A 14,663-nucleotide genomic window follows, 5' to 3' on the forward strand; every position below is an offset into this window, starting at 1 on the left:
CCGAATACTATCTTAGCCGACTATCTTGGCGTCTTGCCGAGTATCAAATGAGGAGCCTGTTTCAGCCTGAGCGCAATATCCGCAGTCTCGAACGACTGCCTGCGCACGTTCTCATAGTCAGCTTGGCCATAATCTTCATAGCATTGCCGAACCAGCGCGAAGAAACGTTCCCTGAGATCCAGGGGCAATTGCGGATAGATCCAATCGAGCAAATCGAACTTGCTGCGAAGGAACCACTGGTAATAGACCTCTTTCATCCGCGGCAGGCGCGCGAACAACGCCTCCACCTCCGCAAAGGCCTTGAAGACCTCGAAGCGCTTTTCGGTGAAGACATTGGTCAGCTGCGCCCTGTCCTGATAGACGCGGTGGCCGATGAGATAGCGATTCATCATGCCGATCTTCCGGGCGTGCAGATAGATGTGCCAGTGAGCATAGATATCGTTATGGACACGCGTCTCCGAGAAGTGCAGACCCGTTTCCCTGCATAGCTTGGCGCTCACGATCTTGTTCCAGGGGAAATTCACCGTGAACAGCAATCGCTCGCACTGATCGAGCGTAAAAATGCCTATATCAGTATCGCCGAGCAGCGCTTGCCAGGCATCATTATCGATCGGCAGCATCGGATCGAGACGACCGTTCTTCTCGGTGACATAGCGATAACGAAACACCATCACATCGCAGCCATTGGCTTCCATGTGATGGACGACTTCATCGATCGAGCGATGTGCTACAATGTCGTCCGCGTCGAGAAAGTAATAATAGTCGCCGCGCGCGGCGGCCATGCCGGCATTCCGGCTATATCCCGCTCCGCCATTTTGCGGATTGCGCAGCAAGCGCACCCGCTGATCGCGCTGAGCATGTCGCTCGACAATCATCGCGGTGGCATCGGGAGACATGTCGTCGACGACGATCACCTCCAGAACGTCACGATTTTCAAGAACCGCGGCAATCGTTTCACCGATGGATTCCTGCGCTTTATAGGCGGGAATGATGACGCTGACTTTGCTCACAGGGTCTCCTGATGCTGACATGGATGCCAAACCCTGGAGGTATCGGTCGATCCATGTGCCTCGGGCTATCCGGCCATTTTCCAGGAAGAGGCACCCTCGAAAACGGCAATCGCTTCCTGCCGGGATTGCAGAATGCGCTGGCCGGAGCATAAAGAGCGGAACTTGCACTGAACTGGAGCATAAGCGCTTCCCACACTCGGATCGCTCAAAACTCTCCAGCCCCGCGAAAGCAATCCGGCTTATTCATGGATCGAAGTCCATGCATAGAATCGCGCTGATGCCTCGTGGAGAATATCGATGTCTTCTGCTCAAGTCCCCGTCCTTTCGATCTGCGTTCCGACCTATAACCGTCAGTTCATGCTCGAGCGGAACGTCAATTTCCACCTGGAAGAATTTCGGCGGCTAGGCCTCCCTTTCGAAATCGTCATTGTCGACGATTGTTCGACGGATGAGACCGCAGCCTACATTCAGTCGATCTCGCATCATCCGGAAATCAGCGCCTATCGCCGGGCGCGCAATTCCGGTTTCATCAGCAACTACGCCTTTGCGATGCAGAGAGCCCGCGGCCATTACGCGGTTTTCCTCGGCGACGACGATTTGCTGATCCCGGAAAAAGTCGTCGAATATCTTCGCATCATGGTGGACGACAAGAATATCGGCATGATCCAGGCGCCGTGGCTTCTGGTCGACGCGCGGCCGGGTGGCGGCGATATGGAGCCCTTCTATCACCTCTCCTATCCGACGCGTCACGCCAAGGGTGACTTCCGCTCTATGCTGGAATTCATTCTCGACCGTCACATCTTCCCCGAATTCATGATCATCCGGCGCGACGTTCTTCTGAAGTCGATTTCCAGCCCGACGCCGTTCATCTTCTGGGCATTCCTCTATACGACCCGCGCATTGGACAAGGCCGACGTGCTGTTCATGCCGGAGCCTTTCGCGCGCGTGACCGCCGTTTCCGACGATCCGCGCCTGCAGCAGGGCAACAAGGAGTGCATGTTCCAGTGGGATACCTATAGAGGCGGCCTCGAATACCTCGCCTCGCAGGCGCTGCGCGATAACCGCTATCCGCCTGACTACCGCGGCTCGCTGATGCCTCGCATCACCGAATTCATGCTGCAGCGCCAGGCGGTCGCCATGCGCCTGCATGTCAACGCGCAGAACTGGGTCGAAGCCTATATCATGTATCACCGCATGGCGGCCTACTTGCCGACGCCGTTGCCGCCGGAATCCTATGATCAGATCCGCAAGCTGGCAGGCATCTCCACCGCCGCAACGGAGGCAATCGCTTTCAACGGTGAACCCGTCATCATCGAACCGATCATCGACGACGCCACGATCAATCTTCTCCCACAGTCGATCCGGCAGCATCTCTCGAGAGAAGCGCCGCAGACCGGCAGCTATGGCGGCAATCCAAGGGCCTATCTCCGCTTCACCGAGGATTTCCCGGCCAATCCGGGTCCGAAGGACGGCCTGTTCAGCATCATGACCTATATCGATCAGTTCGTCTGAGATCTGACATCGAACGCCAAGGGGGCTCCGTCGCGCAATGCTCGGCGGAGCCTTTTTTATGGTTTCACATCAGCCGGGCAGCATTTCCGTCACTGCGATGATCGGCCCGAGCGGAAACAGGCTGTCGCGCCTTTGCCATTCCGGGATATCGAGGCTGGAGATGCTGCCATCGAGAAATAGCGCATTCGGACATTTCAACTCGTCGCGAAACAGCGTTGCAAAGTCGTGGAAACGCACCGCGCCATCGGAAATGGCGAAGACGACCTTGCCGTCAGAGGTAACGCCAACGCCGTTTCGTGTCTTTAAGCTCGGACTGTCGGCTAGAAATGACGGATGGACCTTGCCGCTGATGACCAGCATCGGGCCTGATTGGGTTGCGTAAAAAGGCTTGATGCCGGAAGCTGCGAATGCCTTGCTTTCCATGATCCCAGCCTTGCCCGACCCGAGATAGAAGACCCCGTTTGGCAGGAGATGAAAGTTGCCCCATCCCTTGTTGGTGTTGATCGCCTTCACCTCACGTCCGTTTTCGACAAAGAGGCCCACAGGAGACTGGTCGTCGAGATACATGCCGCCATTCATGGCAAAGCGCACGTAGATGCGATCCTGACGCAGATCATTTTCCAAGGCGCGGAAAGAGCCATAAGGCTTGCCGCTGCGATCGTTCTGGAAAATCTGAATGTCGTCGCTGACCGCATCGAAAGTGCAGACCGTATAACCCTCCCCGAGATGTTGGATCTTCCGACAGGCTTCGCCGGCCGATGCAGTGGCGGCAAAGGCAAGAACGGCAAGGACGACCATCAATCGAATCAAACGTATAGCCCCGCATGAATAACACAGGCTTCAGAACGCATCGCAATGCGGCGAAACAAGGAAGGTGTGACAACTAAAGCTGGAGTGCAGCCATATGGAATGCAAGCTGCGCGGCAGGATAACGATAGCCTGCCCCGACCGGGCAGGCATTGCGTGCAAGGCAGCCGCCGGCCATGCAGCCAGCCTGCCCAGTCGGCGTGCGCAAATGCGACCGGCAGACCGGAGCATCGAAGCCGGCTGCCGTTATCGCTCCAACGGGGCAGGCGGCAAGACAAGGCTTCTCCATGCATAAATCGCATGGATGCGGAGAAAACGGCGGCACCTCCATTCCTTCCAGCACATCGGCAAATCCCAATGCGCCGCGATATCCGTGCCACAGACCATAGTCCGGATGGATCAAGATGCCGAGCGGCGACGCTTTCAAGCCCTCGGCTTGCATGGCCCATCGCTGGAACGGCTGCCAAGGAGGGTCCGAAGGAAAATAGGCCGTAGCCCCCAACCCGCTTGCCACCGGCCGGATAATCGCCTTCGACCAGTCATCGAGGGGATCTTTGCGCATCTCTTTGTCGGGCATATCCAGCCATTTCGAGAACGCCGGCCAGATCGAGCCGCCGATATTGCCGAGCAGGATGACGCTGCGGGCTGTCGTGCCATCGCTCAGGAGCGGCCCCTCGCCTTCGTGGAAAGACAGACAGCCGCGAACGAAAACTCCGTGGACGCCGAGCGCCGCACGGAGTTGTTCGAAGATGGCAGGGCCGCGGCTCACCGTGGCCCCTTATATTCATAGTGCGGCCGCCAGACTTCCTTCTGGATCAGGTCGGCAACACGTGTTGCACCGCCTTGCTCCCTGGCGGCCTCGGGCTCTCTTCAGGTGAAGGCGTCCGGCATGGAATCCTTGCGCTTCTGGATATAGGCGAGGAGGGCCTGGTCGATGGCCGGATCGAGCGGCGGCGCTTCGTAGTGATCGAGCCAGGAACGGCAAAGCGCATTGGCGCGCTGCTCGATGCGCTTCTGGCCTTCGATCTCCCACTGCTCGAAGGAATTGTTATCGGCGAGCGGCGAACGATAGAAGGCCGACTGGAAATTTGCCTGCGTGTGGCCGCAGCCGAGATAGTGGCTGCCCGGACCGACTTCGCGGATGGCATCGAGCGCCTGGCCATTCTCCGAGAGATCGACGCCTTCGGCCATCTTCTGCATCATGCCGAGCTGGTCCTGATCGATCATGAACTTCTCGTAGGAGGAGACGAGACCGCCTTCGAGCCAACCGGCCGCATGCAGCACGAAATTCGTGCCGGCCAGCAGCGTCATGTTCAAGGTATTGGCCGATTCATGCGCCGCCTGCGCATCCGGAATCTTGGAGCCGCAAAGCGAGCCGCCAGTACGGAACGGCAGGCCGAGACGGCGGGCAAGCTGTGCTGCGCCATAGGAAACCAGCGACGGCTCCGGCGTGCCGAAGGTCGGTGCACCCGACTGCATCGAGATCGAGGCGGCAAAGGTGCCGTAGAGCACCGGCGAGCCCTTCCGGATCAGCTGTGTGAAGGAAGCACCTGCCAGCACTTCGGCCAGAATCTGCGTCAGCGTGCCCGCCACTGTCACCGGGCTCATCGCGCCTGAGAGAATGAAGGGCGAAACGACCGATGCCTGATTGTGCCGCGCATAGACCTTCAGGGCGCCGAGCATGGTCTCGTCGAAGACCATCGGCGAATTGGCGTTGATGAGGTTCAGCGTCACGCAATTATTCTCGACGAAATCGTCGCCAAAGACGATCTTCGCCATCGCGATAGTGTCCTCGGCACGCTCCGGTGCCGTGACCGAGCCCATGAACGGCTTATCGGAATATTTGATATGGCTATAGACCATATCGAGATGGCGCTTGTTGACCGGGATATCGACAGGCTCGCAGACCGTGCCGCCGGACGAATGCATCGACGGCGCCATATAGGCGAGCTTCACGAAATTGCGGAAATCCTCGATCGTCGCATAGCGGCGGTTGCCCTCGAGATCGCGCACGAAGGGGGGGCCATAGACTGGCGCGAAAATCGTCGCCTTGCCGCCGACATGGGCGTTGCGGGCGCTGTTACGCGCATGCCAGGTAAATTCCTTCGGCGCCGTCTTCAGAAGCTCGCGGCAAAGTCCTTTCGGAAAATGCACGCGCTGGCCGCGTACGTCGGCGCCGGCCTCCTTCCAAAGTTCGAGAGCTTCCGCATCGTCGCGAAACTCGATGCCGATTTCTTCCAGAACCGTGTCGGCATTGCGCTCGATGAGCTGCAGGCCTTCTTCGTCGAGCACTTCGTAGACGCCGATCTTACGGGTGATATAGGGAAGTGAAGGGCCCGGCCCGCCGCCGCTGCGCGAAGCGCGCCGCGCTGCCGCGCCCCTGCCCTCGCTGCGCGAACGCCGTCCACCGCCATCATTGCCTGCAGCCGGTTGCTCAATCATATCGTCCATGATGTTTCCTCACTCCTGCGCATGGATGCGTCTATCAGGCCCCATGCTACCCGATTCCGCCAAGCGGACGTTCCTTAATGCGCCAGCAATTAGCATAGGACAGACATGGGCTGCTAATATCAACTGTTCTTCGTCCGTCGCGATTGATCCGCGCGACGTCGCATTCAAAAAGAGTTTTGGCGGCCTTCCGGTCTATCGGTAATGGCGGCAGTGTTTTATACAAGTCTCTGATGCATTGCACGAAAATGGGATGGAGCGCATGTCTGACGACGAAATCATTCTCTCGGAACTTTCTGATGAAGAGCTCGTGCAGCAGATGCATGACGACCTGTATGACGGCTTGAAGGAAGAAATCGAGGAAGCCACCAATATTCTCCTGGAGCGTGGCTGGGCCCCTTACGATATTCTGACCCAGGCGCTGGTCGAAGGCATGCGCATCGTCGGCATCGACTTCCGCGACGGCATTCTCTTCGTTCCGGAAGTTCTGCTGTCCGCCAATGCAATGAAGGCCGGCATGTTTATCCTGCGTCCGCTTCTTGCGCAGACCGGTGCACCGAAGCTGGGCAAAATGGTGATCGGAACCGTCAAGGGCGACATTCACGACATCGGCAAGAACCTCGTCGGCATGATGATGGAGGGCGCCGGCTTCGACGTCATCGACCTCGGTATCAACAATCCGGTCGAAAACTACCTCGACGCCATCGAGCGCGAACAGCCCGACATCCTCGGCATGTCGGCCCTGCTGACCACGACGATGCCCTATATGAAGGTCGTCATCGATACGCTGAAGGAAAAGGGCCTGCGCGACGATTACGTCGTGCTGGTCGGCGGTGCGCCGCTGAACGAGGAGTTCGGCAAGGCCGTGGGTGCTGACGCCTATTGCCGCGACGCCGCCGTGGCGGTCGAAACCGCCAAGGAATTCATGAAGCGCAAGCACAACAGCCTGGCTGCCGGCGCCTGAGCCTTTATTTCTCCGAGCCGGCGACGGAAAGGTTGTCGCCGGCCCGTGGGCATCCCAAATGAGTTACTGAGCAGCCTTCTTGACGGTATGACCGGCATCTTCCGTCGCATTGACGGCGTTTGCCGTATCTCTGCCCATGCCACGAATGGTGTTGGAGCACGAAGCAAGCACCATAAGCACGGCGAAGGCAGCGGCGATTTTGCTTGTTGTCGATACGGTCATCATCAGGAGCCCCTTTGAATGGATGTTGATCGGCAAGATTCGGAGAAAAGCCCTCCGCCCGATAAACGCGCAGCAACTCAAAAAGTTCATGTGATCGCGTGCGGCGCAATCGCGCGCGAAATACTGGCAGTCTCTAGAATAAACGGGCTCGATCACATCGATCTGCACTGTCTTCCTGCAATCTATCATTCCTATCCACAGAAGATCGCGCCAGCCCTGGAAGAAGCGATTGCCGATGCCCGCTCGCGCGGCTTCGAGAAGATCTTCATCGGCTATGCCGATTGCGGCACCGGCGGCGATATCGACAGGATTTGCGAACGCGAGGGAATAGAGCGCCTGTCCGGCCCGCATTGTTATTCCTTCTTTACCGGCAATGAGGCTTTCGCCGCGCGCGACGATGATATCACCTCGTTCTTCCTCACCGACTTCCTCGCCCGCCAGTTCGAAGCCTTCGTCATCGTCCCGCTCGGCCTCGATCGTCATCCGGAGCTGCGCGACATGTATTTCGGCAACTATCGCAAGGTCGTCTATCTCTCGCAGGAGGAAGATCCGGCGCTGCAGGCAAAGGCGAAGGAGGCGGCCGCCTATCTCGGCCTGGACTACGAATATCGCTACACCGGATACGGCGATCTTGGCCGCGAGTTGTCGGTCGTCTGATTGCGACGCCTTGTCGTTTCCTGCTGGCTGCTTCTTTGTCGTCACCGACATGCTGGACGAGTAAGACACATTCAATCACAGTTCGAACCTGGTAATTTCAAAGGAAAATGCCCGTTAGGAACGCTGGAAGATAAGCTTTTCATGCGGCGTCGCTTTTCGGCATGTGCCGCGTCGTGGCGAGCGCAGTCCCGAGGTCGGCCGGCGTGCATTCTGGCGTGAAGAGGAGATTTGTGCATGGCAGATCGCATTGTCGTCTACTGGCGGGACATTCCGGCCCAGGTGATCATCAAAAAGGGCAGGCAGACGGCAAAACGTGAGCTTTCGCTGCGCTTTACCGAAGCAATCGACATGTGCGCCATGCGCACGGGTGCAGCCGAAACCGACGACTATCTCGCCGAATGGCGCAAAGCGGATCCCGTGCCGGTATCAGACGAACTCGAAGCTGAAGCAGACAAGGCAGCCGGCGAGCTTGAGGCCGCCTATGATCGCGAGCGGCTGGTGGCGCTGGTGAAGGCCGGAGGCCGCGACAATGGCTGATGCCGTACAGAAACCTGGCAATGCCGCCGCGGGTGCAAAGGCGGCCAGCGGCGCCTACACGCCAGCCGATGTCTCGCCCAACCGCCGCGCCCGGCGCAAATATACGGTCCGTCTCTGGGCCGTGCGTCACTCACGTTTCTTGGAATGGTTCTACCGTCGCTTCGCCGACGCCTTCCTCCTGCTTCATCCGCTGTGGAAGGCATTCGGCTATGACCGCGTGGAGCGCCCGATCACCTTCATCGAACGCAATGTGAAGGGCTTCCTGTTCGATTGCCGCATGTGCGGCCAATGCGCGCTGTCGTCGACGGGCATGTCCTGTCCGATGAACTGTCCCAAGCAGCTGCGCAACGGGCCCTGCGGCGGCGTTCGCGCCAATGGCAATTGCGAAGTGGAGCCTGATATGCCCTGCGTCTGGGTGCAGGCCTGGAACGGCTCGAGGAACATGACCCACGGCGACGCGATCCTGAAGGTGCAGAAGCCCGTGAACCAGTCGCTGCGCGAGACCTCCTCCTGGCTTCGCGTCACGGCGGAAGCGGCAGCAGCCCGCGAAGCGGCAAAAAAGGAAGCCTGAGCGATGTCGCATATCGATGAAAATCCGCTTGGCGTTCACCTGCCGCTCGATCCCCTACCCGGCCACTCCTCGCTGGGGCGGCTGGAACGCGTGCTCCGCCGCGGCGAGTTCGCCGTGACAGCCGAACTCAACCCGCCCGACAGCGCCAATGCCGAAGACGTCTACGAGCGCGCCGCCATTTTCGAAGGCTGGGTTGACGGCATCAATGCCGTCGATGCCTCCGGCGCCAACTGCCATATGTCTTCGGTCGGCATTTGCGCGCTTTTGACGCGCATGGGCTATGCGCCCATCATGCAGATTGCCTGCCGCGACAAGAACCGCATAGCCATTCAGGGCGACGTGCTGGGCGCTGCCGCGATGGGTGTGTGCAACATCATGTGCCTGACCGGTGACGGCGTGCAGGCGGGCGATCAGCCGGGCGCCAAGCCGGTCTTCGATCTCGATTGCATGTCGCTGCTCGAAACCGTGCGCGTCATGCGCGACAACGCCAAATTCCTCTCCGGCCGCAAGCTGACGTCGCCGCCGAAGGTCTTTCTCGGCGCCGCCATCAATCCCTTCGCTCCTCCTTACGACTTCCGCCCCTACCGGCTGGCAAAGAAAATCGAGGCCGGAGCGCAATTCGTCCAGAGCCAGTATTGCTACGACGTGCCGATGTTCCGCGAATACATGAAGAAGGTCCGCGATCTCGGCCTCAACGAAAAATGCTTCATTCTCGTCGGCGTCGGCCCGCTCGCCTCGGCAAAGACGGCCCGCTGGATGCGCTCCAATGTGCCGGGTGTCCACATTCCCGATGAAGTCATCAAACGCATCGAAGGTGCGCAGGATCAGAAGAAGGAAGGCAAGCAGCTCTGCATCGACATCATCAACGAGGTGAAGGAGATCGAGGGGGTTTCCGGCATCCACGTCATGGCCTACCGCCAGGAGGAATATGTTGCCGAAATGGTGCATGATTCCGGCGTTCTGAAGGGCCGCCAGCCTTGGAAGCGCGAGGCCAGCCGCAGCGACGCCCTGGTTGCCGAGCGCCTGCACCAGATCAGCGAAGGCCGGGAAGAAAACCAGCAGGCGATGGCGGAAATCGCAGCTCACCATACGCCGCCGCAGACGCATTGAGTTCGATAGATAGAGGCAGGCCAGGAGAGGAACCGGCCGGCTTGTAACCCAGATCACCGCACGATAGACCAGCTATCGGGCCAACTGACCAGAGGATCAGACATGACGCGTACCATCGTTGCCTCCGCCACCCGCGAGATCATCATAGGCTTCGATCAGCCTTTCTGCGTGATCGGCGAGCGCATCAACCCGACGGGGCGCAAGAAGCTCGCGGCCGAGATGATCGAAGGCAATTTCGACACCGTCATCAAGGACGCCCTGGAGCAGGTCGCCGCCGGTGCGACCATGCTGGACGTCAATGCGGGCGTCACCTCGGTCAATCCGAACGAGACCGAACCGGGTCTTCTGGTGCAGACGCTGGAGATCGTGCAGGGCCTTGTCGACGTACCACTCTCGATCGACAGCTCAGTCACGGCAGCGATCGAAGCCGCACTCAAGGTTGCCAAGGGCCGGCCGCTGGTCAACTCCGTTACGGGCGAAGAAGAGAAGCTCGAAGCCATCCTGCCGCTGGTCAAGAAATACGACGTGCCCGTCGTCGCCATCTCGAACGACGAAACAGGCATTTCCATGGATCCGGATGTACGTTTCGCCGTCGCCAAGAAGATCGTCGAGCGCGCCATGGATTACGGAATCAAGCCGCACGACATCGTCGTCGACCCGCTCGTCATGCCGATCGGAGCGCTTGGCGACGCCGGCCGCCAGGTTTTCGCGCTGCTGCACCGCCTGCGCAACGAGCTGAAGGTCAACACCACCTGCGGCCTCTCCAATATCTCCTTCGGCCTGCCGCACCGCCACGGCATCAATGCCGGTTTCATCCCAATGGTCATCGGCGCGGGCATGACCTCGGCGATCATGAACCCTTGCCGTCCGCAGGAGATGGAAGCCGTACGCGCCGCCAACGTGCTGAACGGCACGGACGCCAATTGCACCAACTGGATCATGACCTATCGCGACTACAAGCCGGCCGAAGGCGGCGTCGCAGCCGCCGCAGCAACGGCGGCACCTGCCGCCGGCGGCGGACGCCGCGGCGGTCGTGCAGCGCGCGCCGGTGCAGGGGCAGCGAGGGAATAAGATGTCATCCGGTCGCGGCCTTTCCAATGATCTTGCCACACTCTGGCTGCAAGCGCCTGTCGTGATCGCCATACGGCTGCAGCAGATGTGGATGGACGCGCTTGCCGGCAGCGTGAACGCGGCTGAAATGAACCGGATGTTTTCAGAAAAGATGATGGCTGCGGCGGAAAGCGCCGTTGCCGTCAACGCAGCAATGGTGCAACAGGGTTTCGCGGCTCTGACGGCTGCAGGCGCGACAAGCCAGCGCAGCATCGCCGATGCGATCGCTCACGCCGCGATAAAACCCTATAGCAGGCGCGTTCGCTCGAACGTGCGCCGCCTTAGCAAATAGAAAGGCTGATCCGTGGCCGAAGCCAGCGACAGCGCGAAACCTCTCGTCCTTTTCATGCCATCCGGCAAGCGTGGCCATTTCCCCGTGGGAACGCCCGTGCTGGAGGCAGCCCGTCAGCTCGGCGTCTATGTCGAAAGCGTCTGTGGCGGCCGTGCGACCTGCGGGCGTTGCCAGGTCTCCGTGCAGGAAGGCAATTTCGCCAAGCACAAGATCGTCTCGGCCAATGATCATCTTTCGCCGATCGGGCCGAAGGAAAAGCGCTATGCCGAGGTGCGCGACCTGCCCGACGGCCGCCGTCTCTCCTGTTCCGCCCTCATCCAGGGCGATCTGGTCATCGACGTGCCGCAGGATACCGTCATCAATGCGCAGGTGGTGCGAAAGGCGGCCGACGAGCGTGTCATCGCCCGAGATGCGGCCGTGCATATGTGCTACGTCGAGGTCGAGGAACCCGACATGCACAAGCCGCTCGGCGATCTGGATCGCCTTAAGGCAGCAATCGCAGCAGACTGGAAATACGACAATCTCGAAGTGGATTTCCACCTCATCCCGCAGGTGCAGTCGATCCTGCGCAAGGGCGAGTGGAAGGTGACGGCCGCTATTCATCGCGATCAGGATAGCGAGCGCCCTCGCCTCATCGCGCTCTACCCCGGCTTGAAGAACGAAGCTTATGGCATTGCCTGCGATATCGGTTCGACGACGATCGCCATGCATCTGTCGTCGTTGCTGTCGGGCAGAACCGTCGCTTCAGCCGGCGCCTCCAACCCGCAGATCCGCTTCGGCGAGGATCTGATGAGCCGCGTCTCCTATGTGATGATGAACCCGGACGGCCGCGCGGCGATGACCAACGCCGTCCGCGAAGCCTTGAACGGCCTGATCGACAAGGTCTGCGCCGATGGCGGCGTGTCGCGCGAGGATATTCTGAACGCCGTCTTCGTCGGCAATCCGATCATGCATCACCTGTTCCTCGGCATCGACCCGACCGAACTTGGCGGCGCGCCCTTTGCGCTTGCCGTATCCGGAGCCGTGCATCTGAAATCGGCCGAGATCGGCCTGCCGATGAATACGGGCACACGCATCTACATGCTGCCCTGCATCGCCGGCCATGTCGGCGCCGATGCAGCTGCAGCAACGCTTGCCGAAGGGCCGCATCGCCAGGATGAGATGATGCTGCTGGTCGATATCGGCACCAATGCCGAGATCGTCCTCGGCAACCGTCACCGCGTCGTCGCTGCCTCTTCGCCGACAGGTCCGGCCTTTGAAGGCGCGGAAATTTCCAGTGGTCAGCGCGCCGCCCCCGGCGCCATCGAACGCGTTCGCATCGATCCCGTCACGCTGGAGCCGCGCTACCGCGTCATCGGCATCGAGCCATGGTCGGACGAGCCGGGCTTCGAAGAAGCCGCAGCTAAGGTTGGTGTAACCGGCATCTGCGGCTCGGCTATCATCGAGGTCGTCGCAGAAATGTTCCTGACCGGCATCATCTCGGAAGATGGCGTCGTCGATGGCTCGATGGCTGCACGCTCGCCGCGCATCCTTCAGAACGGCCGCACATACTCCTATCTGCTGCGCCACGGCGAACAGCGCATCACGGTGACACAGAACGATATCCGCGCCATCCAGCTTGCCAAGGCAGCGCTTTATGCCGGCGTCAAGCTGCTGATGGATAAGCAGGGCATCAATCACGTCGACCGCATCGGCCTTGCCGGCGCCTTCGGCACTTTCATCGATCCCAAATATGCGATGGTGCTGGGACTCATTCCCGACTGTGAACTCGACAAGGTCAAGGCCGTTGGCAACGCCGCCGGCACGGGCGCGCGCATGGCACTTCTCAACCGCGGCCATCGCCGCGAGATCGAGGAAACGGTCAGGAAAATCGAGAAGATAGAGACGGCACTTGAATCAAAGTTTCAGGAGCATTTCGTCTACGCCATGGCCTTACCGAACAAGGTCGATGCCTTCCCGGAACTCTCGAAGGTCGTGACATTGCCGGAACGCAAGCAAACCTCCGACGATAGCGGAGAAAGCGGCGGCCGCAGGCGTCGCCGCAGCCGCGAGTAAGAAAACAATTTGGCCAAGAGATGGTTGACCGCGGTTCACGCGGCCATTTTGCGTCCGATCTCGACAAAAGCCTGGCGGATGCTGTCTGCCACCGCCTTCATCGGTCCGGTCATCTGCGATGCCGTCAGCAAACGGATGTCGAAGGACGTCAGCTCCGGCAGTCCTTCATTCGGCCCGAGTATTTCCATATCATCGGTGATGTAGGAGCGTGGGAATGGCGCCACGGCAAGGTCGGAGACGATCGCGGCGCGCTGCGCCATCGTATGGGCGCTGAGATAGGAAACGCGATAAGCACGTTTCTGCCGCTCCAGCTGCGCCATCGCTTCCGACCGCCAGATGCAGCCCTCCTCCCAGATGGAAATCGGCAGAGGATCGCGGCGATAAGCGGTACCGCACTTGGCACCTGCCCAGACGAGACGCTCCGTGTAGATCACTTCACCTTCGGTCGGGAAAGGACGCGTCGCGCAATTGATCAGCGCCAGATCCAGCCGCTGCTCTTCGATGCGCTTCTTGAGCTGGATGCTCATATCGACTGTTACATCGACCATGATGCCGGGATAGCTCTCTGAAAAGCTTTTAAGGATGCTCGGCAGCAGCCGCTCTCCGATATCGTCGGGAGCGCCAAGCCGCACCACGCCGCTAAGTTCGGGCATGATGAAGCGCGACACCGCCTCATTGGAGAGTGCCAGAATATTGCGGGCATAGGAGAGCAGCATTTCGCCGTGCTGCGTCAGGCTCACCGAGCGCGCATCGCGCAGGAACAGCGTGACACCGAGCTGCTCTTCCAGCTTCTTGATCTGCATGGAAACAGCTGAGGGCGTGCGAAAGACGGCATCGGCCGCAGTCGAGAAATTTCCGGTTTCGGCAATCGCGACGAAGGTGCGCAGAACTTCATTGTCAAGCAACGGTATGGGCCGGCGGAACGGTACGGTCATATCGATTACCTTTCAATTTTTCTGATCTTAAGCACCATATCATTTCATTTGTCTGAATGTCAACGAAGCACCATATTAGACGCAATGGAAATTCATCGCAGACAGCCTCGAAGGAGTAAGATCATGGCTGGCATGGTATCAGACGAAGCCTCACGGCTTTTCTCTCTCCTACGCCTCCGCAAAATTCAGCGCATGGCGCAGCATACGCTCGACGAGATTGCGACCCGCTTTCCCGCTCATCTGATCGATGACGTCAATGCGCGCGGCCTCCCGCCAGATCGCACCTTGGCAGCGCTGGAGCGAAAGCCTGGCAAGCTGCGTTCGTTCAAGAATACTAATGGCAGCTATAAGATCTATTCGTTTGATTGATGGATCTGGCAGGTCCATATTAAACCCGTGACATTTTGAGCGGTTGACACTGAAAGGACCCTGA

At 59.5% G+C, this 14,663-nt stretch carries 16 protein-coding genes; 10 read left to right on the forward strand and 6 right to left on the reverse strand.

The window, feature by feature from the left end; genetic code table 11:
- Window positions 1–20: 20 nt before the first annotated feature.
- Entirely contained in the window at window positions 21–1,010 is a 990-nt protein-coding gene (locus AC13RM_RS08655) for a glycosyltransferase family 2 protein (protein WP_374817363.1), read from the reverse strand.
- A gap of 297 nt (window positions 1,011–1,307) precedes the next feature.
- Here AC13RM_RS08655 and AC13RM_RS08660 point away from each other — a divergent pair, with 297 nt between their 5' ends.
- Window positions 1,308–2,522 carry a glycosyltransferase family 2 protein gene (locus AC13RM_RS08660; protein WP_285171488.1) on the forward strand — a complete coding sequence of 405 codons (1,215 nt, stop codon included), beginning with the start codon at window positions 1,308–1,310 and terminating at the stop codon, window positions 2,520–2,522.
- A 69-nt stretch (window positions 2,523–2,591) separates the two neighbouring features.
- Here the strand turns inward: AC13RM_RS08660 and AC13RM_RS08665 are convergent, their stop codons facing one another.
- The 3 genes from AC13RM_RS08665 to AC13RM_RS08675 form a co-directional block, all read right to left on the reverse strand.
- Complete coding sequence (locus AC13RM_RS08665; RefSeq protein ID WP_285171487.1) at window positions 2,592–3,320, reverse strand: phosphodiester glycosidase family protein; 729 nt, start codon at window positions 3,318–3,320, stop codon at window positions 2,592–2,594.
- 85 nt (window positions 3,321–3,405) lie between these two features.
- Entirely contained in the window at window positions 3,406–4,098 is a 693-nt protein-coding gene (locus tag AC13RM_RS08670) for a ferredoxin (protein WP_167077966.1), read from the reverse strand.
- 101 nt (window positions 4,099–4,199) lie between these two features.
- Window positions 4,200–5,780 (reverse strand): trimethylamine methyltransferase family protein, encoded by a 1,581-nt coding sequence (locus tag AC13RM_RS08675; protein WP_167077964.1) that lies wholly within the window; start codon window positions 5,778–5,780, stop codon window positions 4,200–4,202.
- 259 nt (window positions 5,781–6,039) lie between these two features.
- Here AC13RM_RS08675 and AC13RM_RS08680 point away from each other — a divergent pair, with 259 nt between their 5' ends.
- On the forward strand, window positions 6,040–6,741 hold the full coding sequence (locus tag AC13RM_RS08680; RefSeq protein WP_112334822.1) for a corrinoid protein: 702 nt from the start codon (window positions 6,040–6,042) through the stop codon (window positions 6,739–6,741).
- Between the two features lie 63 nt (window positions 6,742–6,804).
- On the opposite strand, the gene AC13RM_RS08685 is transcribed toward AC13RM_RS08680, so the two are convergent.
- Window positions 6,805–6,966 (reverse strand): entericidin domain-containing protein, encoded by a 162-nt coding sequence (locus AC13RM_RS08685; protein ID WP_015340221.1) that lies wholly within the window; start codon window positions 6,964–6,966, stop codon window positions 6,805–6,807.
- Between the two features lie 15 nt (window positions 6,967–6,981).
- Between AC13RM_RS08685 and AC13RM_RS08690 the strand changes: the two genes are divergently transcribed.
- The 7 genes from AC13RM_RS08690 to AC13RM_RS08720 all read left to right on the forward strand — a co-directional run bounded on the left by AC13RM_RS08690 (window position 6,982) and on the right by AC13RM_RS08720 (window position 13,295).
- The gene (locus tag AC13RM_RS08690) at window positions 6,982–7,620 is read left to right on the forward strand and encodes a DUF1638 domain-containing protein (protein ID WP_167077962.1); all 639 of its coding nucleotides are present in this window, start codon (window positions 6,982–6,984) and stop codon (window positions 7,618–7,620) included.
- Between the two features lie 234 nt (window positions 7,621–7,854).
- Entirely contained in the window at window positions 7,855–8,157 is a 303-nt protein-coding gene (locus tag AC13RM_RS08695) for a virulence factor (protein WP_167077960.1), read from the forward strand.
- Window positions 8,150–8,728 (forward strand): methylenetetrahydrofolate reductase C-terminal domain-containing protein, encoded by a 579-nt coding sequence (locus tag AC13RM_RS08700; RefSeq protein WP_167077958.1) that lies wholly within the window; start codon window positions 8,150–8,152, stop codon window positions 8,726–8,728. The genes AC13RM_RS08695 and AC13RM_RS08700 overlap by 8 nt, the downstream gene beginning before the upstream one ends.
- A gap of 3 nt (window positions 8,729–8,731) precedes the next feature.
- Window positions 8,732–9,838, forward strand: a complete 1,107-nt coding sequence (locus tag AC13RM_RS08705; protein ID WP_167077956.1) for a methylenetetrahydrofolate reductase — start codon at window positions 8,732–8,734, stop codon at window positions 9,836–9,838.
- A 102-nt stretch (window positions 9,839–9,940) separates the two neighbouring features.
- The gene (locus AC13RM_RS08710; protein WP_167077954.1) at window positions 9,941–10,909 is read left to right on the forward strand and encodes a methyltetrahydrofolate cobalamin methyltransferase; all 969 of its coding nucleotides are present in this window, start codon (window positions 9,941–9,943) and stop codon (window positions 10,907–10,909) included.
- A gap of 1 nt (window position 10,910) precedes the next feature.
- Window positions 10,911–11,240 carry a hypothetical protein gene (locus AC13RM_RS08715; protein ID WP_167077952.1) on the forward strand — a complete coding sequence of 110 codons (330 nt, stop codon included), beginning with the start codon at window positions 10,911–10,913 and terminating at the stop codon, window positions 11,238–11,240.
- Window positions 11,241–11,294: 54 nt separating this feature from the next.
- Complete coding sequence (locus AC13RM_RS08720) at window positions 11,295–13,295, forward strand: ASKHA domain-containing protein (RefSeq protein ID WP_488554921.1); 2,001 nt, start codon at window positions 11,295–11,297, stop codon at window positions 13,293–13,295.
- A gap of 35 nt (window positions 13,296–13,330) precedes the next feature.
- On the opposite strand, the gene AC13RM_RS08725 is transcribed toward AC13RM_RS08720, so the two are convergent.
- On the reverse strand, window positions 13,331–14,230 hold the full coding sequence (locus tag AC13RM_RS08725) for a LysR family transcriptional regulator (protein ID WP_047632863.1): 900 nt from the start codon (window positions 14,228–14,230) through the stop codon (window positions 13,331–13,333).
- Window positions 14,231–14,353: 123 nt separating this feature from the next.
- Here AC13RM_RS08725 and AC13RM_RS08730 point away from each other — a divergent pair, with 123 nt between their 5' ends.
- Window positions 14,354–14,599, forward strand: a complete 246-nt coding sequence (locus AC13RM_RS08730) for a hypothetical protein (RefSeq protein ID WP_167077950.1) — start codon at window positions 14,354–14,356, stop codon at window positions 14,597–14,599.
- Window positions 14,600–14,663 lie beyond the last annotated feature (64 nt).

Source organism: Martinezella sp. CNPSo 3732 (assembly GCF_057784515.1).